General features: G+C 36.1%; 20 protein-coding genes and 1 pseudogene. 16 read left to right on the plus strand and 5 right to left on the minus strand.

Annotated elements, in window-relative coordinates; translation table 11 throughout:
* The first annotated feature begins 47 nt into the window (after nucleotides 1–47).
* From KUA55_RS07790 to KUA55_RS07810, 5 genes are all read left to right on the plus strand, one after another.
* Entirely contained in the window at nucleotides 48–1,100 is a 1,053-nt protein-coding gene (locus KUA55_RS07790) for a serine hydrolase domain-containing protein (protein WP_218325637.1), read from the plus strand.
* A gap of 10 nt (nucleotides 1,101–1,110) precedes the next feature.
* On the plus strand, nucleotides 1,111–2,268 hold the full coding sequence (locus tag KUA55_RS07795) for a cation:proton antiporter (protein ID WP_218325638.1): 1,158 nt from the start codon (nucleotides 1,111–1,113) through the stop codon (nucleotides 2,266–2,268).
* Nucleotides 2,269–2,386: 118 nt separating this feature from the next.
* On the plus strand, nucleotides 2,387–2,767 hold the full coding sequence (locus KUA55_RS07800; RefSeq protein WP_218325639.1) for an HsmA family protein: 381 nt from the start codon (nucleotides 2,387–2,389) through the stop codon (nucleotides 2,765–2,767).
* Nucleotides 2,768–2,782: 15 nt separating this feature from the next.
* The gene (locus KUA55_RS07805) at nucleotides 2,783–4,252 is read left to right on the plus strand and encodes an MFS transporter (RefSeq protein WP_218325640.1); all 1,470 of its coding nucleotides are present in this window, start codon (nucleotides 2,783–2,785) and stop codon (nucleotides 4,250–4,252) included.
* A gap of 69 nt (nucleotides 4,253–4,321) precedes the next feature.
* Nucleotides 4,322–4,972 carry a hypothetical protein gene (locus KUA55_RS07810; protein WP_218325641.1) on the plus strand — a complete coding sequence of 217 codons (651 nt, stop codon included), beginning with the start codon at nucleotides 4,322–4,324 and terminating at the stop codon, nucleotides 4,970–4,972.
* Nucleotides 4,973–5,152: 180 nt separating this feature from the next.
* Here KUA55_RS07810 and KUA55_RS07815 read toward each other — a convergent pair whose 3' ends face one another.
* The gene (locus KUA55_RS07815; RefSeq protein WP_218325642.1) at nucleotides 5,153–5,914 is read right to left on the minus strand and encodes a MurR/RpiR family transcriptional regulator; all 762 of its coding nucleotides are present in this window, start codon (nucleotides 5,912–5,914) and stop codon (nucleotides 5,153–5,155) included.
* 162 nt (nucleotides 5,915–6,076) lie between these two features.
* Between KUA55_RS07815 and pfkB the strand changes: the two genes are divergently transcribed.
* The 6 genes from pfkB to dhaM all read left to right on the plus strand — a co-directional run bounded on the left by pfkB (nucleotide 6,077) and on the right by dhaM (nucleotide 10,747).
* Nucleotides 6,077–7,030: a 1-phosphofructokinase gene (gene pfkB / locus KUA55_RS07820; RefSeq protein ID WP_218325643.1), complete on the plus strand. Its 954-nt coding sequence runs from the start codon at nucleotides 6,077–6,079 to the stop codon at nucleotides 7,028–7,030.
* A 2-nt stretch (nucleotides 7,031–7,032) separates the two neighbouring features.
* Nucleotides 7,033–8,022 carry a tagatose-bisphosphate aldolase gene (gene lacD, locus KUA55_RS07825; RefSeq protein ID WP_218325644.1) on the plus strand — a complete coding sequence of 330 codons (990 nt, stop codon included), beginning with the start codon at nucleotides 7,033–7,035 and terminating at the stop codon, nucleotides 8,020–8,022.
* A gap of 103 nt (nucleotides 8,023–8,125) precedes the next feature.
* Nucleotides 8,126–9,094: a dihydroxyacetone kinase subunit DhaK gene (locus KUA55_RS07830; protein ID WP_218325645.1), complete on the plus strand. Its 969-nt coding sequence runs from the start codon at nucleotides 8,126–8,128 to the stop codon at nucleotides 9,092–9,094.
* A gap of 19 nt (nucleotides 9,095–9,113) precedes the next feature.
* Entirely contained in the window at nucleotides 9,114–9,803 is a 690-nt protein-coding gene (locus KUA55_RS07835) for a YczE/YyaS/YitT family protein (protein WP_218325646.1), read from the plus strand.
* A gap of 12 nt (nucleotides 9,804–9,815) precedes the next feature.
* Entirely contained in the window at nucleotides 9,816–10,376 is a 561-nt protein-coding gene (dhaL, locus tag KUA55_RS07840) for a dihydroxyacetone kinase subunit DhaL (protein WP_218326149.1), read from the plus strand.
* Complete coding sequence (gene dhaM, locus KUA55_RS07845; RefSeq protein ID WP_218325647.1) at nucleotides 10,376–10,747, plus strand: dihydroxyacetone kinase phosphoryl donor subunit DhaM; 372 nt, start codon at nucleotides 10,376–10,378, stop codon at nucleotides 10,745–10,747. Before dhaL ends, dhaM begins: the two co-directional genes overlap by 1 nt.
* Nucleotides 10,748–10,835: 88 nt before the next feature.
* Here dhaM and KUA55_RS07850 read toward each other — a convergent pair whose 3' ends face one another.
* Nucleotides 10,836–11,480 carry an HAD family hydrolase gene (locus KUA55_RS07850; RefSeq protein ID WP_218325648.1) on the minus strand — a complete coding sequence of 215 codons (645 nt, stop codon included), beginning with the start codon at nucleotides 11,478–11,480 and terminating at the stop codon, nucleotides 10,836–10,838.
* A gap of 175 nt (nucleotides 11,481–11,655) precedes the next feature.
* Here KUA55_RS07850 and KUA55_RS07855 point away from each other — a divergent pair.
* A pseudogene (locus KUA55_RS07855) lies at nucleotides 11,656–11,841 on the plus strand (family 1 glycosylhydrolase); the annotation flags it as partial.
* A 13-nt stretch (nucleotides 11,842–11,854) separates the two neighbouring features.
* Nucleotides 11,855–12,979: a glycerate kinase gene (locus KUA55_RS07860; protein WP_218325649.1), complete on the plus strand. Its 1,125-nt coding sequence runs from the start codon at nucleotides 11,855–11,857 to the stop codon at nucleotides 12,977–12,979.
* A gap of 10 nt (nucleotides 12,980–12,989) precedes the next feature.
* Here KUA55_RS07860 and KUA55_RS07865 read toward each other — a convergent pair whose 3' ends face one another.
* Together KUA55_RS07865 and KUA55_RS07870 are read right to left on the minus strand one after the other, a co-directional pair.
* Nucleotides 12,990–13,436: a GNAT family N-acetyltransferase gene (locus tag KUA55_RS07865; protein WP_218325650.1), complete on the minus strand. Its 447-nt coding sequence runs from the start codon at nucleotides 13,434–13,436 to the stop codon at nucleotides 12,990–12,992.
* Nucleotides 13,433–13,897: an Rrf2 family transcriptional regulator gene (locus KUA55_RS07870; RefSeq protein ID WP_218325651.1), complete on the minus strand. Its 465-nt coding sequence runs from the start codon at nucleotides 13,895–13,897 to the stop codon at nucleotides 13,433–13,435. Before KUA55_RS07870 ends, KUA55_RS07865 begins: the two co-directional genes overlap by 4 nt.
* Nucleotides 13,898–14,381: 484 nt before the next feature.
* Between KUA55_RS07870 and KUA55_RS07875 the strand changes: the two genes are divergently transcribed.
* Genes KUA55_RS07875 through KUA55_RS07885 form a run of 3 tightly spaced genes read left to right on the plus strand, consistent with a single transcriptional unit; the run spans nucleotide 14,382 to nucleotide 21,050 of the window.
* Complete coding sequence (locus KUA55_RS07875) at nucleotides 14,382–14,918, plus strand: hypothetical protein (RefSeq protein ID WP_218325652.1); 537 nt, start codon at nucleotides 14,382–14,384, stop codon at nucleotides 14,916–14,918.
* A 9-nt stretch (nucleotides 14,919–14,927) separates the two neighbouring features.
* Nucleotides 14,928–15,722, plus strand: coding sequence for a hypothetical protein (locus KUA55_RS07880; RefSeq protein ID WP_218325653.1), 795 nt, complete (start codon nucleotides 14,928–14,930; stop codon nucleotides 15,720–15,722).
* A 12-nt stretch (nucleotides 15,723–15,734) separates the two neighbouring features.
* Nucleotides 15,735–21,050 (plus strand): hypothetical protein, encoded by a 5,316-nt coding sequence (locus tag KUA55_RS07885; RefSeq protein WP_218325654.1) that lies wholly within the window; start codon nucleotides 15,735–15,737, stop codon nucleotides 21,048–21,050.
* 44 nt (nucleotides 21,051–21,094) lie between these two features.
* On the opposite strand, the gene KUA55_RS07890 is transcribed toward KUA55_RS07885, so the two are convergent.
* The gene (locus KUA55_RS07890) at nucleotides 21,095–22,066 is read right to left on the minus strand and encodes a VOC family protein (RefSeq protein ID WP_218325655.1); all 972 of its coding nucleotides are present in this window, start codon (nucleotides 22,064–22,066) and stop codon (nucleotides 21,095–21,097) included.
* Between the last annotated feature and the right edge of the window lie 40 nt (nucleotides 22,067–22,106).

Below are 22,106 nucleotides of genomic sequence, written 5' to 3' on the forward strand. Positions count from 1 at the left end.
TTCATCAGGTGTAAAGTATAATAAATCAATTAGTCAGAAGGTTCCCTATGAAAAAATCAGGATTTCGCTATATAGTTATTTTAGTTACTCTAATCATCTCAGTCAGCGGCTTTTATTTTTCTCAAAAAAAGACACCTGTTCAAAAAAAGGTCGCTGTTTCAAGCACTGAACAGATCACTCAATATTTGAAGGAAAAAGATTTTAATGGAGTTGCTTTAGTGGTAAAAGATAAAAAAATACAGTTATCAGCTGGTTTTGGTTACGCTGATTATCAGCAAAAAATTAAAAACACGGCTGAAACAAGCTTTCCCATCGCTTCAATTCAAAAAACTATAACAGGTAGCTTAATTGCTGAAGCCGTTGCGGAGGGTAAAATAAGTTATGATCAACCGATTATCGATTTTTATCCAGAATTAGCCAACAGTAGTCAAATTACCATTCGACAATTGTTAAATCAAACTTCGGGTATTCAAATGGAAGAAACTGATCCAGGGGAATTTTTAGAGACGCAAGATAGTCAGTTGAACTATGTTTTATCTGAATTAACAGTTGCTGACCAAATTGACTTTGAGTATACCAATGCTAATTATTCTTTACTAGCAGGTATTTTATCACAAGTCTATCAGCTTGATTATGCCGAGTTGTTTAGCGAAAAAATCAGTACACCGTTGCAATTAGATCATACTTATTTTTCTCAAGATTTGTCAGCGGACACCTCTTACGCTAAAGGGTACCCCTCAGAAGCTTCCCTTAAAAACTCTGAATTGGCAGAAGAGTCATTGCCTGATGCTGCCAATTTATTTTCAAGTTTGCTAGGTGCTGGTAATCTTTTAATGTCGGCTGAAAATTTGTGGCAAGTGGAATCAACTTTTCCAAATAGTAGTGAATTACAAAGTTTATTGGTTTCAGATAGTAATTATGCTGGTGGTTATTGGTTAGATAATCAACAGTTGATTGGCTTAGGTTCAATTGGGGCATACGCATCGGTTCTTTTAATGGATCAAAATCGTGATAGTGGAGTCATTTTATTATGCAATCAAGCCAATCAAAATGATCTAGGAGAAATTGCAAATAAATTATGGACAATCAGTCAAGAATAGGAGAATCTAAATGGCGTTCATTGGTATTCTAGTAATCATTTTAATCACAACAACATTGGCTGCCCATTTTTCCAAAAGAATCGGCTTACCGGCAGTTATCGGCCAATTGATTGTAGGCGTGCTGTTAGGTCAAGGGGGCTTAAATTGGGTGCATCCCAATTTATTGGTGACTGAGTTTTCTGAAATCGGTGTGATCTTGCTAATGTTTATTGCGGGTTTAGAAAGTGATCTGTCATTGTTAAGAAAATATTTTCGACCAGCAATTTTAGTAGCCAGCTTTGGGATAGTATTACCCTTGATTTTAGCTTTTGCCGGCGGGAAATTGTTACAAATAGCCAGCAATCAAGCACTGTTTTTCGGAATTATTTTGGCAGCCACTTCGGTAAGTATTTCCGTAGAGGTTTTAAAAGAATTACGGGCGCTGGATAGTAAAGAAGGAGCCACCATTTTAGGTGCAGCCGTTTTAGATGATATTTTGACTGTCTTATTAGTAAGCTTAAGTGTGGCGTTTATTGCTGAAAAAAATCAAGCTTCCTTGAGTGAAAACTTCTTTGTTTTGGCAAAAGAAATCGGCTTTTTTGTATTTATTTTCTTTTTAGTGAAGTGGATCGCACCGTTTTTAATGAAGTTAGCTCAAAGATTATTCACCACATCAGCTGTGATTATTGTTTCACTAATCATCTGTTTAGGAATGGCATATTTTGCTGATTTCGTCGGTTTGAGTTCAGTCGTCGGGGCTTTTTTTGCCGGAATTGCGGTAGGTCAAACAGAAGTGAAAGAGTTAGTGAATCAAAATATGGAGGCTTTAGGCTATTCAATATTTATTCCGGTCTTTTTTGTCAGTATCGGTTTAGAAGTAAATTTCCAATCGATGGCAACGCAACTAGGTTTTATTTTACTAATGGTAGTCGTTGCGGTAGCATCAAAATTATTAGGTGGTTTTTTTGGCGCCAAAATATCTGGTTTTGAAAATAATAGTGCTTGGATGATTGGTTCAGGTATGGTTTCTCGTGGAGAGATGGCATTAATTATTTTGCAATTAGGTAGCGCCAATCTTTTAGTAGCAGACAAATATTATTCTTCATTAGTAATGATTATTTTATTTAGTACGTTGCTGTCACCATTAATTTTAAAATATTTCACTCAAAAAGTTTATCCGAAAATTTAACAAATTTCCGTCAAAAAATGGCGGGAATTTTTTTAAGCAAAAATAGTGACAAAATGTCACCGAACAAGTATACTCATTTCATCAAGTAACAAAGTGTTACCGAAAATGGAGGAGAAAAATGAATACAACTTTAATTTTAGCCATCATCACCATTACTTTAGCATTAATTTTTTATACGATTGGTGTTTTTTCAGAAAGAAGAAGTGGCGAACTAAATTGGAAGCATGTCGGATTATTTGCATTAGGTTTAATTTTTGATACGACTGGTACGACAATTATGTCTGGGCTAGTAACTGCTGGTAACGCCGCCAATCCTTTACATCAGATTACTGGTATGTTGGCGATTTTATTAATGGCTTTTCATTTGATTTGGGCAATAATTGTCTTACTTCGCAAAAATGAAAAAGCCAAAGCAACCTTTCATAAATTTAGTTTAGTCGTCTGGTTATTCTGGTTGATTCCTTATGTGATCGGGATGTTAATCGGAATGGGCATTTAGAAAGAAGGAAGAACAATGCAAGCAAAACCAAAAACATTTGCCTTAGTTATTTTTATTTTAGGCGTTTTTATGTCGGCGTTAGATAATGGGATTATTTCCAGCGCATTAACGACGATTGAGTATAGTTTTAATATTAGTGCTGTTCAAGGCACTTGGGGAATCACCTTGTATACGTTAGGAATGGCAATTGCAACACCGATTGTCGGCAAATTAGCAGATAAATTTGGTCGCAAGAAATTATTTTTGATTGAAATTTCAATTTTTGCACTAGGCTCACTATTAGTCGCTTTCAGTCCTAGCTTTACTTTCTTTTTGGCAGCGCGCTTGCTTCAATCTTTTGGTGGCGGGGGGATTTTTATTATTGCTTCTAGTCATATTTTATCGACTTATTCAAAAGAAAAACAAGGTGCTTTATTAGGAGCATTAGGTGCGATTAACGGAATTGCTTCAGTCGTTGGTCCCAATTTAGGTAGTTTAGTTTTGAATGTGACAGGACATTGGAGTTGGTTGTTTTTAATTAATTTGCCGATCGCAGTATTTGTCATCATTGCTGGTTTAATTGCAATCCCAGAAACCAAACAAAGTCACACGCAACAATTGGATATTCGTGGTTTAACTTTATTAACCTTTGGAATCTTGAGTTTTATGTTGGCGATCACTAATTTACAAAGTGGTGCATTATTGGCTAGCCTATTGACAGTAAAAGTTTTAGGTTTGTTTGCTTTAGGAATTGTTTTCTTTGGCGCATTTGTCTGGGCTGAAAAAAATATCAAAGTTAAAACCGATCCATTTTTACCTTATAGCTTATTAAAGAGTCAAGGATTTTTATTGACGTTATTGATGGGATTATTATCTGGTACTTTGATTGCTATTTTTGTCTTTATTCCGAGCTTTGTGGAACAAACCTTTGGGATTTCAGCTAACAATAGCGGTATTTTCATGAGCGGAATTGGTTTGGGTTCGATTGTTGGTGCTGGTCTTGGTGGGATGTTGGTATCGAAACTAGGGGCAACCAGAACAATTACGTTATCTGGAATCATTTCCACAATTGGATTTGGTTTAATTGCCTTTTTTGGGACAAGTACAATTTTATTTATTGCCGCTTCAAGTGTTGCCGGTTTAGGTTTTGGGATGTTGATGGGGGCGCCATTTTCTGTTTTAATCAACCAAATTGCTGGAGCAAAAGACAGTGGCGTCGCCTTAGGAACCTTATCTGTCAGCCGTCAAATTGGTTTAACGATTGCGCCAACCTTATATGCGACGATTGTTCAAAATGGCTTTAGTGAGTTCGCTAAAAGTGTTGGCGGAAGTCATTTATCAGTGGAAGCTCTCTATTTAAAACTACAAAAATTAGGTGATACTGTTCAAATTAATTTATTTCATCAAACGGCACAATCTGCTTATCAAGGATTGTTTTTATTAGCAGTAGCAGCTTCGTTGATTATTCTGGCAGGCGGTATTTATTTAAATCGTAAAAAAATCTAATGTTTAAAGTCTTTTTTTGCCACAGTTTAAACCATTCGGTATACTGAAAAAAAGAACTGAGGGATGCAGATGGATTTTGCAAAATTTGACTTTGATTACTATGAGCGCAGCATCAAAGGCATGTACCAAAATTATTTTTCAAAACGAATAGGTTTAGCCAGTGGTACATTGATCTTGATTGTGCTCTATTCATTGGTTTTTCGCGAAAGCCTATGGCTAAACGGTCTACTGGTGCTTATTTTAGCAGGGATTATTTTTTACCTTAGCAGCCAACGGCAAAAATTTCCTGAGATTTATCAGCAGTTTCTAGCTGAAAATCTACCAGAAGCAAAAATCGAACGCATTCAAGAAAGCGAATATAGCTTTGATGTGATGCGAGGAAATGAAGTCGCTCTGCGGATTAATAAAAAAGGCATGCGGAATTTTCCCGCGCAAAACAAACAGTATACTTTGATGGTAGGCTTTGAGAAAACTTTTTTCGCCAAACAACCTTTAGAAATTTTGTATTATGATGTCTTGGATTTAACGTATGAAGAAAGCTATCGCTTGAAACGTAATGGTTATAGTAATGTGCCACGTTTTTTACGGCGCTTTTCTTGGGGAAATATCAAGTCTAGTATTGGTAACGGCTTTAGTTTTATTCTAGGGAATTTATTTTTACTGTTTATTTTATTTCGGTTGTTACGATATTTGCTGGTGATTTTTAGACAGTTTATGTAAATATTTTCATATTAATAAAATCGAAAGAGTAGTTAGCTAAACGAACTTAGCTAACTACTCTTTTTTTGGTTAGAAATTATTTGGCTTTCAGAGAGATAAATAAAGGGGGCTCTCCTGGTCTTAAATTTAATAAAAGTCAGAAGCTATGTACAGTCTAATATTAGTAAAGGAAGTAACCATTTAGTTACTTCCTTTTTTGGTATCCATTCGAATGACATAAGAATCTAGGAGAATGCGGGCAATAACTGATAGTGGTAGTCGGGAACGGACTTCATATTCTGGAAAGAAAGAAACTTCAGATTTATAGCCGATAAGCGCTAGTTCACAGAGGTCAGTTAAAGGTGATTCAGTGTTGGTAGTTATTAAAATAGTACCGATTTCTTTTTTGTAGCAATTTTCAGCGGCATTTACTAACTCCTCAGTCTCGCCATTTAATGAGACGAAGATAGCAATATCGCTTTTCTTTAAATATTGACTCATGATTTTGATGATATTTGGATCAGTGTGCAGCTCACAGTATTTATTTGCCAATTGAAATTTTATCTTCATTTCTTCACCGATTAATTCGGAAAAGCCTCTAGCAAAGATTAGCACGCGTTCAGAACTTTTAATTTTTTGGATAGCATCTTCAATCACACCAGTGTTCAGCATGTTTAATGTTCGGATGACTTCTTGCTCATTTTTGATAATAGATTTCTTGATTTCGCTGTCAATCTTTTCGACCTTTGAAAAATTAATGGATGTATTTTGCTCATCTTTTAAATGATGCTTGAAGGCAGTAAATCCTTCATAACCTTTTTTCTTCATGGTTCGAACAATGGTTGATGTGGAAACATTGGCTAGTTCGCTCAGTTTAATAATGGATAAGTTTGGGATGTCATTAATATTTGCGCTGATATACTTCCACAAATAAGCCTCTGTTTCACTAAGTTTTGAGTCCATAGGCACACTCCTTACAGTTCTTTATCTATTTTAGATATCTGACTTGAAAAAAGCAAACGCATTTTTTTGAAGTTGGCAAGATTTCCAGCTTTTTAACAATATTTAGAAAACATTTTCAGTCTGAGGTAGGTCATACTTAGTTCATTGATAGGAGGGAGTAGCTTGTCGAATATCTATACCTGTACTTTAAATTTAGCAATTGATTTATTTATAGAAACCGACACGTTGATACCAGCTGTCGTCAATCGAACCAAGGATGATGATATTCAAGCGAATGGTAAAGGGGTCAATGTTTCTCTAGTTTTAAAAATGTTGGGAATCAATAGTACCGCCATGGGGTTTAAAGCTGGTTTCACGGGCCAATATATTGATGACTTTTTAAAGGGAAAATCAATTGCAACAGACTTTATTGATGTTCCTGGATTGACCCGCATCAATGTGTTTACCCAGGTTAATCAAACAAAAGAAGAATACAAATTGGTTAATAAGGGACCAGAAATTCCAGCAGAAAGTACGATTGAATTTTTAACTCAAATTGAGCAATTAAAAGCGGGAGATTATCTCAGCGTTTCTGGTAGTTTGCCAAGAGGTGTTTCGCCAACAATTCTGATTGAAATTGCCAAACGTTGTTACCAACAAAAAGTATTTTTGATTATTGACAGCAGTTATTTGGAAGTGTTGGATTGTTTGACTTATCAACCTTATTTGTTAAAGCCTAACGAAGAAGAACTGGCTGCTTGGTTTGGTGTCACGATCAACACAAAAACAGAATATCTTTACTATGGTCGAAAATTAATTGAACTAGGTGCACAAAATGTGCTGCTTTCACTAGGTGGTGAGGGAGCGTACTTTTTTAGTCAGAATCAGATTTTATACGGCAATTCTCCAAAAGGAAAAGTCGTTAATACGGCTTGTGCTGGGGATACCTTACTAGGAACCTTTTTTGCAGGTTTATTAAAAAAAGACGATCTTGCAGCTACATTGAAAAAAGGTTTAGCGGCTGGTAGTTCTACAGCTTTTCGAAAAGGTATTACTGACTTTTCTGATGTATGGGATTTAGAAAAACAAATTACAGTTCACACTGTGACTGATCAATCTAAAATGGAGGCAAAATAAACATGAAAAAAATTAGCGGAACACAATTACAAAAGTTAAAAAATACGAGTAATTCTAATGGTATCATTGGTGCACTGGCAATTGATCAACGGGGCGCTTTAAAAAAGATGATTGGCAAGTATAAAGCCGAAGCTACAGAACAAGATATTGAGGATTTTAAAAAAATTGTTTCAGAAGAATTAACGCCTTATGCAACTTCAATCTTATTAGATCCTGAGTATGGGTTACCCGCTGCCAATGCTCGTGCGAAATCTGCCGGTTTATTATTGGCTTATGAAAAAACTGGTTACGATGCTACGACACCAGGACGTTTGCCAGATTCATTGAATGTTTGGTCAGTTAAACGCTTGAAAGAAGCCGGAGCAGATGCTTGTAAATTTTTATTATATTACGATATTGATGAAAGCGATGAGATTAATGATCAGAAGAAAGCCTACATGGAACGAATCGGATCTGAATGTGTCGCTGAAGAACTGCCATTTTTCTTAGAATTGGTGTCATATGATGCAACGATTGCAGATGCTTCATCAAAAGAATATGCCAAAGTAAAACCGCATAAAGTGAATGACATGATGAAAGAATTCTCAAAACCACGTTACAACGTAGATGTTTTGAAAGTAGAAGTACCAGTCAATATGAATTTTGTGGAAGGCTTTGGTGAAGAAATAGTTTACTCACGAGAAGAAGCTTTGAATTATTTCAAAGAACAAAGTGAAGCAACTGACTTGCCATTTATATTTTTAAGCGCCGGTGTTAGCGCAAAATTATTCCAAAAAACTTTGTACTTCGCTAAAGAAGCTGGTTCAAGTTTTAATGGCGTACTTTGTGGCCGGGCAACTTGGGCAAATGGGGTTGAACCATTTATTACTGAAGGTGAAGCAGCCGCACGTAAATGGTTACAAACAGAAGGCAAAAAGAATATTGATGAATTAAATAGTGTACTAGCAGAAACAGCTAGTTCGTGGTACGAAAAAATTATCAGTCAGCATTAAACTAATCGGATCACCTGAAAGTAATATTCTCAGTGCTTTCAGGTAACCCACTAGTTTTTTATTAAATAATGAAAGCGCAATAAAAATAAAGGGGGAGTTCAGCTTGCTAAACAAATTAAGGAATCGCCATGTATTAATCGATTTATCAGAGGATATTATTAAGAAAGAATTATTAGGCATTATTAAGACCCGACCTGATTACTATCAATTGGTGGATGACGATTTTGGTTATGGATTAATGTTAAAAGATCGACCACTTAAAAAAGTTGGCGTCATTGCATCTGGTGGTGGCGGATTAGGAAGACTATTTCCAGCGGTGGTTCATCAGGATTTAGCTGATGCGGTCAGTGCCGGAGCTATGGATACAGCACCTAATTATTTAACAATTTATAATTTGGCTAAAAAGATCGATACTGGCCAAGGTGTGATTTTACTAACCAACAATTATAGTGGCGATGTCATGAATAATGAAATGGCGGTAGAAATGTTAGAAGCTGACGGCATCGATGCGACGATTGTTAAAGTGACAGATAATTTTTTCAGCTCAAAAGAGAAAAATAAACGCTCTGGTTTAGCTGGTATTTTAACTTTAATCAAGATTGCCCAACAAGCTGCTAAGAAAGCTTTATCATTAAAAGAAGTGACTGAAATTGTTGAGCAGGCCAATCAAAATTTGACTTCTGTCACTGTCATGGCAACAAACGAAGGCAAATTAATGTATGGAAAAGGTTTGGCGGACGAACCAGCTAGCTATAATAGTGAATTTAAGGGAGAGGCTGCCTTAGTGAAAGAATTAAGCGATTTTGTCTTAAATCAATTAGCTAATGGCACCAGTAAAAAAGTTTGTATTCAGTTGAATACAATGATTTTCACTTCATATATTGAAGGGAATATTTTATTGAATAGTATTGTTGATTATTTTAGCCAACAAGGCTATGAAGTAGTCTTAGCTAATGTAGGTAGCTATTACGATATGTTTAATTATACAGGCTTGATTTTGACGGTTCTATCGGTTGATGAAAGCACGCAAGAATTTATTCAACCAGTTACAAATTACGATTATACAATCTAAAAAATGGGGGAAGTTAATCATGGATTTAAGTAAATATAATGTACGGAGTGTTTTTTCATCAGCATTAGGAATTGTGATTTTGTCATTAGGTATTTCAATTAATAAAGGTTCTGTTTTGGGAATGGATACTTACACGGGAATGAATACGACAGTTTCAACTTACTTTGATATGTCATTAGGCAATTATCAATTAGTTTTAAATATCATTCTTTTATTATCGATGTTTGTGTTTGGTCGCTACTTATTAGGTCTAGGAACAGTTCTAAACATGGTTTTTGTTGGTTATTTAGTGGATTTCTTCTTAAAATTATTTGATGGAACAATTCTATCATTTGATGTTGAAAAATCGATTTGGGTTAGACTCATCCTGCTAATTGCTGGTACAATTATTTTGTGTTTAGGCGCTTCACTATATATGACTGCTGATTTAGGTGTAGCACCGTATGATGCGTTGGCAATTATGATGTCTGATCATATCAAAGGACTCCCATTTAGTATTGCGAGAATTATTACTGATGTGATTTGTGTCATTGTTGGATTAATCTTTGGGACCGTTTTAGGATCTTATGCTTTTGGAACAATCATTGGGATCGGGACAGTCTTGACGGCATTCGGCACAGGACCATTTATTGATTTCTTTAATAAAACAATTTCAGCATGGATCGTTGGAAAAAATCAAATGGTAGAAACAAAACAAAAGGAGGCATAACTGATGGTCGAAATGACTACTGAAAATATAAAAAAATGGGTTTCTTTATGGGCAGATGATTTATTAGCCAATAAAGATTATCTAGATGAATTAGACACACCGATCGGTGACGATGATCATGGTACCAATATGGAACGCGGCGCAAAAGCAATCCAAGAAGTTTTAATGAATGAATACACTGACCCGCAAGAATTGACAAAAAAAGTTGCGATGGCACTTTTAACTAAAGTTGGTGGTGCTTCAGGTGTAATTTATGGCACCGCATTTTTAGAAATGAGTAAAGAAACTTCTCTACCAGAAATGATAAAAGCTGGAATTGCGGGCATTCAAAAAAGAGGGAAAGCCGAATTTGGTGAGAAAACTTTATTGGATGTTTGGTTGCCTATTGAAGACGCTATTTTAGCTGGAAATTTAGATGAAGACAAGGTTACAGCAGCTGTCGATGCAACAATTCCATTATTGGCAAAAAAAGGTCGGGCGGAATTTGTCGGTGAAGAATCGATTGGTCATGTTGATCCTGGCGCGGTTTCAAGTGGATACTTATTTAAAGCATTAATAAAGGTGGGAGAATAATGACAGTCTATGGTATTGTAATAGCCTCTCACGTGGCAGAAATAGCTGAGGGAACCAAAAAATTGGTAGAACAAGTTGCTAGTAATGTTCCCGTGACAATTGCCGGCGGTTTACCGGATGATGGCATTGGAACAAGTATAGAAACCATTCAAAGTGCAATTGAAAAAAACCCAGCAGATGAAATCCTAGCTTTTTACGATATTGGCAGCGCTAAGATGAATCTTGAGGTTTGTTGCGAATTGGTGGATAAAAAAGTGCAAATTTTTGATTGTCCCATTGTAGAAGGAACTTATTCGGCTGCTGCATTGGCCGAAGTAGGTGTCTCAATCGACGAAATTCAAAAACAATTACAAGCATTGGTGATCAAGTAAAACAATAAGCATCTCTCAAAAATCTGCTAAAGATTTTAAGAGGGATGCTTCTTTGTGGTTTATCAGCATGTCGCAATAAAAATCATTTTTAACTTTTCAATACTTCCTGAGCAGCAATAAAATCATGAAAACTCCCTGAAATAAGCGGGTCATATTCTTTTGGTAAGTCCATAAAATTTGTCAAATAGTAAACCGGTAGTTTAGCTCCTTGGGCTGCTCTCACACCGCTGATGGAATCTTCAAAAACGAGACAATCTTCGGCGGATACTTGCGCTTTAGCCAGAATATTTAAGAAGATCTCTGGATCAGGCTTTCCAACTCTGACTTGGTCACCAAAACTAGTATAAGAAAAATAATCAAACAAATTCAATTTTTTTAAAATAGTCGTTGCTTCTGCTTGATGTGAAGAAGTTGCCAAACAGCAAGTGATGTTTTTCTGAAGACAACTCTGTAAAAATTCTTCCGCACCATCCATTATTTCGAAATCACCGGTTGCAGTAGCGATTTCCCGTCGTCTTAAAAATTCAGTGAACAATTCGTCAAAGGGAAATTCTGCTCCATAATGGGCGATAAAATGCTGTTTAATAGTTGTAGTCGGGCGGCCCAACAAGGTTTGATAGAAGGCTACATCTAGAGGAAATCCTTTATTATTGACTAATTCCTGCCAAATATAAAAATATTTTTCTTCAGATTTAATCAAGGTGCCGTCCATATCGAAAATAATTGTATTCATTTATAGCTCCTTTTCGGTCAATTATACTCTAATTTTAGCATGGAATTTATCAGACACAAGACTGTTAGATGAAGTATAATAGAAAAAACAAATAAGGAGACTAAAAATGGTACAACTAGAACGAAAGAAATACCGACACCACCATTAAAACTCCTTATTTAACTGCAGTTGATTTTGGGGTTGTATTGATCTAATCTCAAACTCCACCAATCAAATGGAAAAACGTTATGGATTTATTTATGTTGATTTAGATGATTTTGGAAATGGTAGTTATAAACGTTATAAAAAGGCCTCATTTGACTGGTATAAGGAAGTGATTGCTACAAATGGGCGCTCATTACAAGCAACCAGTCTAGTCTGAAAAGGAGTGTACCATGAAAATTTTAGTCGCGATGGATTCATTTAAAGGTAGTGCCACCTCAAAAGAAATCAATCAAGCTGTCGCCGATGGAATGAAAAAAATCAATCCACAAGCGGAAATTTCAACTTATTCTGTCGCAGATGGCGGTGAAGGAACAACTGCCGCTTTTTATGAGAATGATTTAGGTCAATTAATGGAAGTGATGACGCTGGATTTATTTAACCAACCGATTTCAGCCAAATACGTTTTATTTGATGAAAAAACTGTAGTGTTAGAAGTCGCAGAAACAGCGGGGATTCATTTTTTATCAGAAGAAAAGGAAAACAAATATGCTAGTTCTTTTGGCGTTGGCGATATGCTGCGACGAATTAATGAAAAACATCCTGAGATTGAAAAATTTATTATTGGTTTAGGTGGTAGTGGGATTAATGACGCTGGGATTGGTATGATGCAAGCTTTGGGGATTTCTTTTAAAAAAAATAATGGCGAAGAAATTGTATACGGTACAACAGAGATTGAAGAGATCATGGAAATTGATACTAGCGGATTCAAACAGGCTTTGGCTACAAAAGAATTTATTTTATTATCGGATGTCAAAAATCCTTTAACCGGACCAAGTGGGGCGACTTATATTTTTGGCAAACAAAAAGGAGTAATTGATTTAGAAAAGGTTGATCAAGCTTTGCAGCATTATGCAAAAGTATTAACTACTAAATTTAAAATTGATTACTCAAAAGTGGAAAGTACCGGAGCTGCTGGCGGGATTGGCATTAGTTTCCTGTATTTTTTAAATAGCCATTTTGTTTCTGGGGCAGAATATATTACTGAGATGTTGGCTTTGAAGGAAAAAATGGCAACAGTTGATTTGGTCATTACTGGTGAAGGAAAGATGGATCGACAATCTGCTTACGGGAAATTACCAACTATTATCGCGCAATTAGCCAAAAGTCAGCAAAAAAAAGTCATTGCAGTAGTGGGTGATGCCAGTGAAGTGACTACTGAAAACTATCAGGCCGGAATTGATTTGATTTTGAGTTTGCTGCGAGGACCCATGACTTTGAAGGATTCAATCGAACAAACAAAAAAATTAGCCAGTCAGACTGGTGAGGATATTATGCGCATCATGAAAAAGCTTTAGCCTAATGAGGTTAAAGCTTTTCCTTATGCAAAACTTCTTCTAAGTGGCCAAATTTGTCTTTGGTCTCAGCTATTTTTTGGTAACCAAGCTTTTCATATAAACGACCTGTCTCGCGGGTCATTATATAAGCCTCGTGAAAACCTACTTGAATTAATTTTTCTTCAGCTTTTTTTACCAATAATTCACTTAAATGTTGTCCTCGATAATCTTCATGAACAAAAACCAATCCAATAAATGGTGTCCAAGGGGAGTTCTCTAACAAATCTTCTTTTAAAACAGCCACAAAACCAACTAATTTTTCCTGATCGCTTAAAATTAAGACTTGCTCCCAATCTGTTAATTTGTGATTTTCTAGTAACTCAGCTAAATGAGCTCCAGCCGGCCAGCTGATATTTTTGATTTGTTCGATTAAACTCGCTGATTGGGGTTCCTTTTGTGTTAACCAGACTTCTCTCATAAAAAGCGAGCCACCAATTCTTTATTTTCTGGTCGCCGTTTCGTTTCCAATTGAGAAATATCACCGATTACTTCTGCTAACGTAATTTGCTTCATTTCATTTTCGACTTGTTTTTGTAAAAAGCTATATTTTTCATTTAGGACATCTTGAATATTGGCCCCAATAACACAGTTGGGATTAGTGGTTTCATCTACATGTAAGAGTTGGTTATCGCCCTCAATCGCACGGTAAATATCGAAAAAAGAAATTTGATCAGCAGGTTTAGCTAAGCTGGGAGCAGCTTTTCCCGCTTGGGTTTTAATTAGACCAGCATTGCGCAATAAACCCATTAGCTTTCTAACATTAGCTGGATTGGTCTCAACGCTTTTACCAATCATCTCGCTAGATAAATTTGTCCCTTGGAAAATTTCTATATAAGCCATGATATGAATGGCATCAGAAAATCGAATCGAATATTTCATCTTCATTCCTCCCAATAAATTGCTCGTTTCATCATATCATATTTTTATTAACAAATGTGTAAGTTTAAAATATACAGAAACATCCGATAAAATCAAGGAATATATTATTATTGAAACGCCAAATTTTAAAATATTTGCATCAGCACTATAGAAGATTGACTATTTGCAGCTATTTACTCATAAAATAACATAATGAATTACTTTCTTAAGTAGGCGTAGATCATATCAATTGATTAAAAAAACTTTTAAACTCCCAAAGGTATCTTTATTTACTAGCTGAAGAAAATTCTATAGAGTAGTCTTCATATATTTTCCTATAAATGAAAAAAATCATTTTATGATTAATTTAATTGTTATAAAGTGATGTAGAAATTTCAAATTAAATACGTTATTATTAATATATAATAATTAAAATGAATATACGTAACAATTTATTTCGGAAATAACAATTAGTTTCCGCTAGCTAGCTAAGAAGGTGATAAAAATGTTGAAGGATTTGAAAACTAGACCGAATTTTAAACGAGTAGTAGCGCTTTTGCTAGTCGTTGCTTTTGCATGCCTAATTGCTTTGACAAATGCGAAATTTTTATCAACATTTGGTTTAAATAGTCCACAAGCTAGAGTCAGTTTTTTTTTAGGAGATGAAGAATTAATTCAGCCAATTAATGGAGAAGAACTTGCACCAGGAGAATCAAAAACTGACATCGACATTTTGTTAAGCAATCGGCAAGATTTCAAAAAGACCGAAGTTTCCATGATCTATACAATCAAGGTAAATAATTACGGTTCTCTACCTTTGACTTATCAACTATTTAAAATAGCAGCTGATGGCGCAAAAACGGAAATAACTGATTTCAAAAATAATCTGAATCATAGTGAAGAATTAGGACCAGGAAATATTGCTGAAGCCAATGTCAATTATTGTTTGAGAATCCACTGGCCTGAGGAATACAATCAGCTGAAATATAGCAATGATCTGGAAGTTAGTCGTTTAACGATTCAAGCAGAACAAATGGACTAGGTGAGTGAGATGAAAAAAATTAATATTAAAAGAAAATATTTGCTACTCTTAATTGGACTCGCTGTTTGCTTATTATTGGGAGGCATCCTTAGTTATGGGAAATTTTTTAGAAGCAACACGGAAGATATACCTACAAAAGCGATTGAGATGTTTTTTACTAGTGATGTTTTAACACCAACCAGTGAAAATAATCAACCTGAACATATCGTAGTTGATTGGCAAAATGGTGTAACAAATAATCTAAGTTTTGAATTACATAATTATCCAGATTCACAACGTTTTACCAATCGGCCGATTCTATATGAATTATCTGCAGATCAGCCTGGAGTCAGTTTTAGAAGTAGTAATGGTCATGATTTCGAATTACCGGCATCAACGGCTAATACAAATCAACAAAGTCAAAAAATCGATGTTCAATTGGAAACTGATTTTTGGCAGACGAATGAAAAAGAAAAAACGGTTACTATCTCAGCAAGAGCAACAAAACCTTATGTAGAAACTCTTTCGGCAAAATTTTTAATTAAAAGGCAAGCAACGGGTTATCAAGTTAAAGTAGAGGACGAAGCCGATAGCCCTTATATAACTGTGACTATTACCGCCGACACGGCACAATCCTTGTCTTTAACCTGGGATGACAGCTTAGTTGTGCCAGATCAAACCAATGCCTGTTTTGTAGATAAGATTGAAAATAATGCGCTAACTTTAAAAGAAATACCTGCTGGTGGAGCTGTTACTTTTTATCTATTCAAATTTGACGAATCAAATAATTATAGTGATGTCGCAGATATTTTTAAAATCAATTAAGGGGGAAGACAAGTGAAAAAAAATAAAAAATTGAAACTGTTTTTAATGGCCGGTCTCTTGATTGTCTTTCCTATAATAAATTGTGGCGTTGCATTTGCGGAGACATTTACCACTAAGACGGTCGAATCAGTTAAAAAAAATGAGCAGGATACAACTGAGCATTCTGCTGAATCAGATTCTGCAATAGATAAAGATTTGCCGGTTGTAGAAATACCCGAAGCAGCAGAAAGTACAGATGAGATTGTCCCTCAAGCAACGGACGTGCCATTTTCAGCTTCTTTAGGAGAAATGAATAATGGTGAAGTAAAATTGCGGGAAGCTGATGACACAACTGAAAAAGCTAATGTTAAATGGGAATTATTAAAAAATGATGGATACATTTTTAGTCTGCGATTAGATGGTTATGTACCGAGTACGACTCCCAGTACACGCCAGATTGAAGTAAAAATTCCTCAAGGGGTCATTGTAACCTTGGCTGATTTACAAAGAATTGTCCAAGAAAATACCAATGTAACTGCTTGTGATGTGGTTGATAAAAGTGCAACAGTCGTTTATCAATTTGACACGAATTTTAAACAATCTGTTTTCGTAGATCAATATAATGGTAACAATAATTTTTCACAAAACCAGGTAACTGATGGAACCATCGTGTTTTCAATCGCTCCAGTGGCAACAACTGTTGGTTTTAGTTTTAATTTGATTCCTAATTATGAAGATGCCAGCTCTAATAGTCCCAATTATTGGACCGGTGTTTCAGGGGACAGCTTAACTCGTAATCAACCGATCAATGTAAAATTGTTAGATGACCAGACTGTGGTGAAGGATTTAGTATTGGATGATATCGTGATCCCCAGTACTGTTAACTATTCAGTAGTAACCGGCGACCCTTCTGTTTCAGGTTCAACTAAACCCGGTTCTCAAGTATTGGATCAAGCGATGCAGATGTATATTCAACCGCGTGTTCGAAATAGTGAACGAGATTCAGACAATGCATACTATATGGGAAATGTAAGTTTTCATGCGTACTTGCCCTATAAAAAACTTGCCACCGGAAAATATTTATCTGCGACTTTAGATACTGCTAACATGAATCAGTGGATTGCTGATATCACTACTAGAAATGGTGGCAATGAGAAATTACGTTACAAGCAAGAGCGGCAAACGGATGGTCGGATTATTTTGACTTATTATTTTGTCGATCAGACACAAGAATACTTGCTAAGAGTGATGAATTTACAAATGTTTTATTCGTATCCAAGTGCAGTAAATGAAAATGGGGACCGTTTTGAAACAGGGGATACGATTTTCTATACAAATCAAAATTTAGGTCGAACATTTCACAATTATTTTTATGATGAAAACGGTAACAGAGAATTAAGGAAACGAGAAGTTGTTTCCTTAGGCGACTCCAGTGCAACAATGACGATTTCTGGTGATCAATTAGAGTTAGCTTATCTAAATGGATCGCCTAATCTGCTTTATAGTACTGTTTCCACTAAGGGAACTGAATCGACGGCCTTGTTAGGTTATTCATTGTTAACCAATCGTTCAACCGCTCAAGGGAATGTGAAAGTGAATTATCAGTTTGATACCGGAAACACTTGGAATTATGGTGTAACGACCGTTCAGTATTGGACAGTTGATACTAATTATTCTGATGGAACGATTACTCGAGGGCGAGACTATACTTATAGTTTTGATTTTGTTTTACAGGAAAAAGGAACCAACCAGACAATCAGTGGCCGTTATGATTTGAAACCGAGTGAAGAATATAAAAATGTTAAAATCACTAAGTCAAATGGTCGACCTGCTAATTTACTAGGCTATGCTAATGAACGTTACTATTATTATGTTAATCGAGAAATGCTGGCAAAGGGTTTGTCAACAACTGACAAACAAGCTTTTAATGATTCTGGTGAATACTACATCAAAGATCTTTCCTATAATATGTATATTTCGGCTTCGGGGACATCAAGCTATATCAGTGGAGATACTGGCAGACCGCGAGAATCAGGGGGACAATATTATGGTTACACCTTTGGCGAGATTGGCGATCAAGCAACTGCTCGCTTTAATATTGTTGATCCGGCTGACAATACGAAAGAATTACTGACGAAAAGAGACTATCGAACCAGGATTATTAAATCCAGCCTGAGTGAAACAACACTGGATCTAACGCTGCTCCTAGATAATCAGATGACTGTCAAAAATGAGGCCGGTGTAAAGTTGACTGAATTAACTGAACCTGTTGGTATTGGTGAGAAGTTATCAGTTTCGGCGATAGGAATTCCTTGTTTTTACCCATATGGTGCGACCAATTATGCACCAGATCCAGTTTTTATTATCCGTACCCCAGTTGATTTTGATTTGTATACTGAATCGATTCGAGTAACTCAGGGCGGAGAAGTGCTAGATCGAACAATTGAGCCGTTAGGTACACTGAGTGATGGCAGTAAAATATATTATGTTAAACCAGAAAACGGGAAAGGCATGGGTTATTACGATGAGAGTCGAGAACTTATCGGTGGACTGATTCAGATCGATTATGATATGGAAGTCAATCATACAGTCCGTGGGGGGTCAATAGGTTATCGTGAGTTACTATTTATTGCAGATGAGCAACTTCAAAATGGTGGTTCTGGTAGCTATGCAAGCTATCGAGTAAACGACACTTTTGGCGTAAACGAACGGTTAAAAAGTTATGGTAAGACACCTTCGACTAAAATTAATAGCAATCTTTATGGCTTGATGACTTGTGGTGGTGATCCACGCTTTAACACAATTACAGCAGAAGTGGATAAACAGCTTTCTAATGAATTGATCGGAACTGGCACGACCGAAATTACTGACCCTCTGAATATAGAAAATGGTGGGGTGCTCGATAAAAAGGATGCCACCTTTGATTTAAGCTTTACCATGAGTAATACTAAGCAAAGCGGTTATGTCGATCATGATGGTCTGTTTGTTTTTTACATGCCAGTTGCTAAAGAAGGAATCCAGTCAGATTGGAATCCTGAACGAATAAATGAATTTTCTTTAGAGCTTACTGGCCCGGTTAAAATTACCAGCTCTTTAGGAATCAATTATCAAGTTCGTTATACCACTGCAACCGAGAATTTTGATAATCGAGGAACCGGATTTAACGGTCCAGCAGGTTACGCCGATTATCTTACTTACGATGAAATTGAGAGTAACAGTCAGCTAGATCAAGTAACAATGGTCAAAGTGGTGGCTGAATTAACGGCCGGTCAAGAGCATGTCATTCCTTTTGGAGAAGTGATGAATGCTCGGATGCCGCTTAAATTTGCAGAGAACAATTCGCAGGAATTTGGTCAGTACACTGGACAAATAACCAATTGGCGTCCTTATGTTATTCAATCCTACACTGCGAATGGATTTAAAAACGATTATCGGAGTGCTGGCTCGGAAAAAACGGTACGGATTCGATATCGTCCTGAAGAGCAAGTTCGAGATATATGGGCTTATAATGAAAATGATTATCAAGGTGGGGTTGCTCCTGGTGGAGAAATCTTATCGAAACAGACCAGCGTTAAGTTGCCTGACTTTAACAAAAATTTTAATCTTGAACTGAATAAATTTAATAATGATAGCTTAATCAATATGAATTTGGCAACCGTTACGGATATTGTAACTACGCCCAATCGACCTGTTTCTTATGGAAACACTACTTTTGCTTTTGCAACAGATTTAAATGGCACAGGAAATTTAACGAATCCCGATATTTACCAAGCGTATGGAACGAGTGGACAAAATATTCAATTGGGCGCTACTACTTCTAGTGGTAATGCTCTGCGTTATCAAATATATAATGCCGATAATATTAATGATCCTTCAGGTAATCGACAATTAAGGGTGACTTATCACTCAATTGATGGCAATGGCAAGCCAACTGATGATGTCGCCTTCACGGTTCTTTTAAATATTAAACGTAAAGTTTCTGCGGTGGAGGCGGAGACAGCTCTAATCGCCGGGAAGGTCTATCGTGAATTTCCAAATTTAGCGTCTAATATTAAGACTACTTTAACTGATGGTGCTTTTACGACACAGTTTGCTTTGGAGGCACAAAATTTTCCAACATTTAGTGGCAAGGATGCTTCGGTATTTTTAGTCTTTGGTGATGAAAATGTGGGCGCAGGTTTACCGCCAGATGGAAGTTTCTTGTTAAAGGTACAATCAAGTTATGAAGACAATGGCGAGAAAAAATTAGTGACGCCAGAGTATTTTTACTACAAAAATAAATCGGGTAGCACCCAACAAGAAATTTCTTTGACAGAATTTACAAAAATGGGTACCGATCAGAAAATGACCTTAGCTGATATTGACCGACAAATAGAAGCCGTTAGAAAAACTGGGATGGTAAACGGTAAGTTATCTTATTTGATTGTGAGTGATTTTGCTAATGGTCACGCTGAGGAAGTCAGTGAAAATACAATTAACCTAAAATACGAAATAGATGATGGATCTAATGCACCACAAACAGCACCAAAATATTCAATTGAAGCTAAACGAAAAATTTCTAGCGCTATCACTAAGCCAGCAATTAATCAGGTTTATGAGCAATCAGAAGCGATTGAAGTTGATGGACGGTTTGAATTAGATAGCTTAGGAACAGTTATTGATGCTTATAATTTGAATAAATCACTAGGACTGAATGTTAGGTTATTGAAAGATGGGCAAGCGATTGATTGGCCACAAGGGACTTTGCTTGATAATAACGGTGAAATTATCACACCGCGGGTGATTAATAGCGATTTGCAATTTATTTATCCAGTTGCAGCAATTGGAAATACTAACAGCATAGCTTATGATTTTTCAATTATAACTGAGATGCTACCGTTAGCTGTTGGTGACTATTCGTTAGAAGTTACTAGTCTGAAGAGTTTATCGACAACTCATCCACTAAATGGTGATAGTATTTCCAAAATGATGATTTCATTTACGGTTAAGGCAAAAGTACCAACTGGTTTGCGAGTTCATTCAGATTTAAAACGACGAGTTATTTACAATCAAACTAGCAATCAAAAGACTCAGTTGACCTTAGCATATGAAAACTTGACAACAATTGAGGCTGTACTAGAGAAAAAAAATAGTCTTGGAAATTATGAAGTTATACCCAATACAGCTGATATTATTACTAGCCCATTGACTGTAGCTATTAGTGATACCAATTTAGATATAAAATTTAACACAATAGAAGCGAGTGACAATGGTGAGTATCGAATTTCTTTTACAGGATATAGGGACTCAGAAAAAGTAGTTGCGACAGCATGGACATTTATTGTGTGGGATCAGCCGACAAATAATTAAAAAATCTGAGAATGAAAAAAAGCTGCGACCCGCGTCGCAGCTTTTTATTCGTGTCTTTGTTCGGCCAATGTAGCTTCAGTTTGTGCTCTAATATCACTTAGATAATGGGGCAAATATAAAGGAATATCTTCAAAATGAGTACTTTGATTTTCATAGGCAGATGGATCGATACTGCCTTCAGCCGTGGCAATCTCAATTAATAATTGATTGGGCTCACGATAATATATAGATTTGAAAAATTCTCGGTCTTTTACTCCAGAATTACGAAAATTCTTGGCTTGAATTTGCTGATCAATCGCTTCAAGCTCTGCTAAATTTTCGACACCAAAAGCGACATGGTGAATGCCACCGATACCTTGCACAGCAATTTCATTTTTGATATCTTGGATGATGTGTACTTCTTGATAGAAGTGACTGTTTTGGTTACCTAAGATAATTACTTCGTTTTGGCTAGTGAAGAATTTGGTACGATTAATTTCTTCCCAACCAGCTTGCAGTAATTCTGTTTTGGTGGCTTCGGCATATTGAACGCGCATCTGAATAGCTCCGATGCCAACGATTGCGTGCTCTATAGGGATGATGCCACTATCGTAAGGGAAAAAGTTTTCACGACTTTCAAAATCTTTTAAGGCAACCAAAGCCATTTGAGTATTATCTGGCGCATCAAAGCGTAGAATTGGTGCACCATTAAATTCTTCAATACCATATTGGCAAACGTCATGCTCTTCTAAGTAATTTTCCCAAAATTTTAAAGATTCAACAGAGGGTACTTTTAAAACAGTTCGTTCCAAAGTATTGGTACCAAAAGATTGTTCTTTTCCTTCAGAAATCTCAAAAAAAGTTAACTCAGTACCGACTCGTTGTTGGTCATCGGAGAAAAAGAGGTGGTACATACTGTGATCATCTTGATTGATCGTTTTTATTAGCAGTTTCAATCCTAATAGATTATGATAAAAGTTGAAAGTAGGTTTTACATAACGATTAATAATTGAAATATGATGAATTTTTACAGACATACAAACAGTCCTTTCACAAATAATTGGAGGTAATCTTATC

This window comes from Enterococcus alishanensis, assembly GCF_019218635.1.
In the GTDB taxonomy this organism is placed as follows: domain Bacteria; phylum Bacillota; class Bacilli; order Lactobacillales; family Enterococcaceae; genus Enterococcus_A; species Enterococcus_A alishanensis.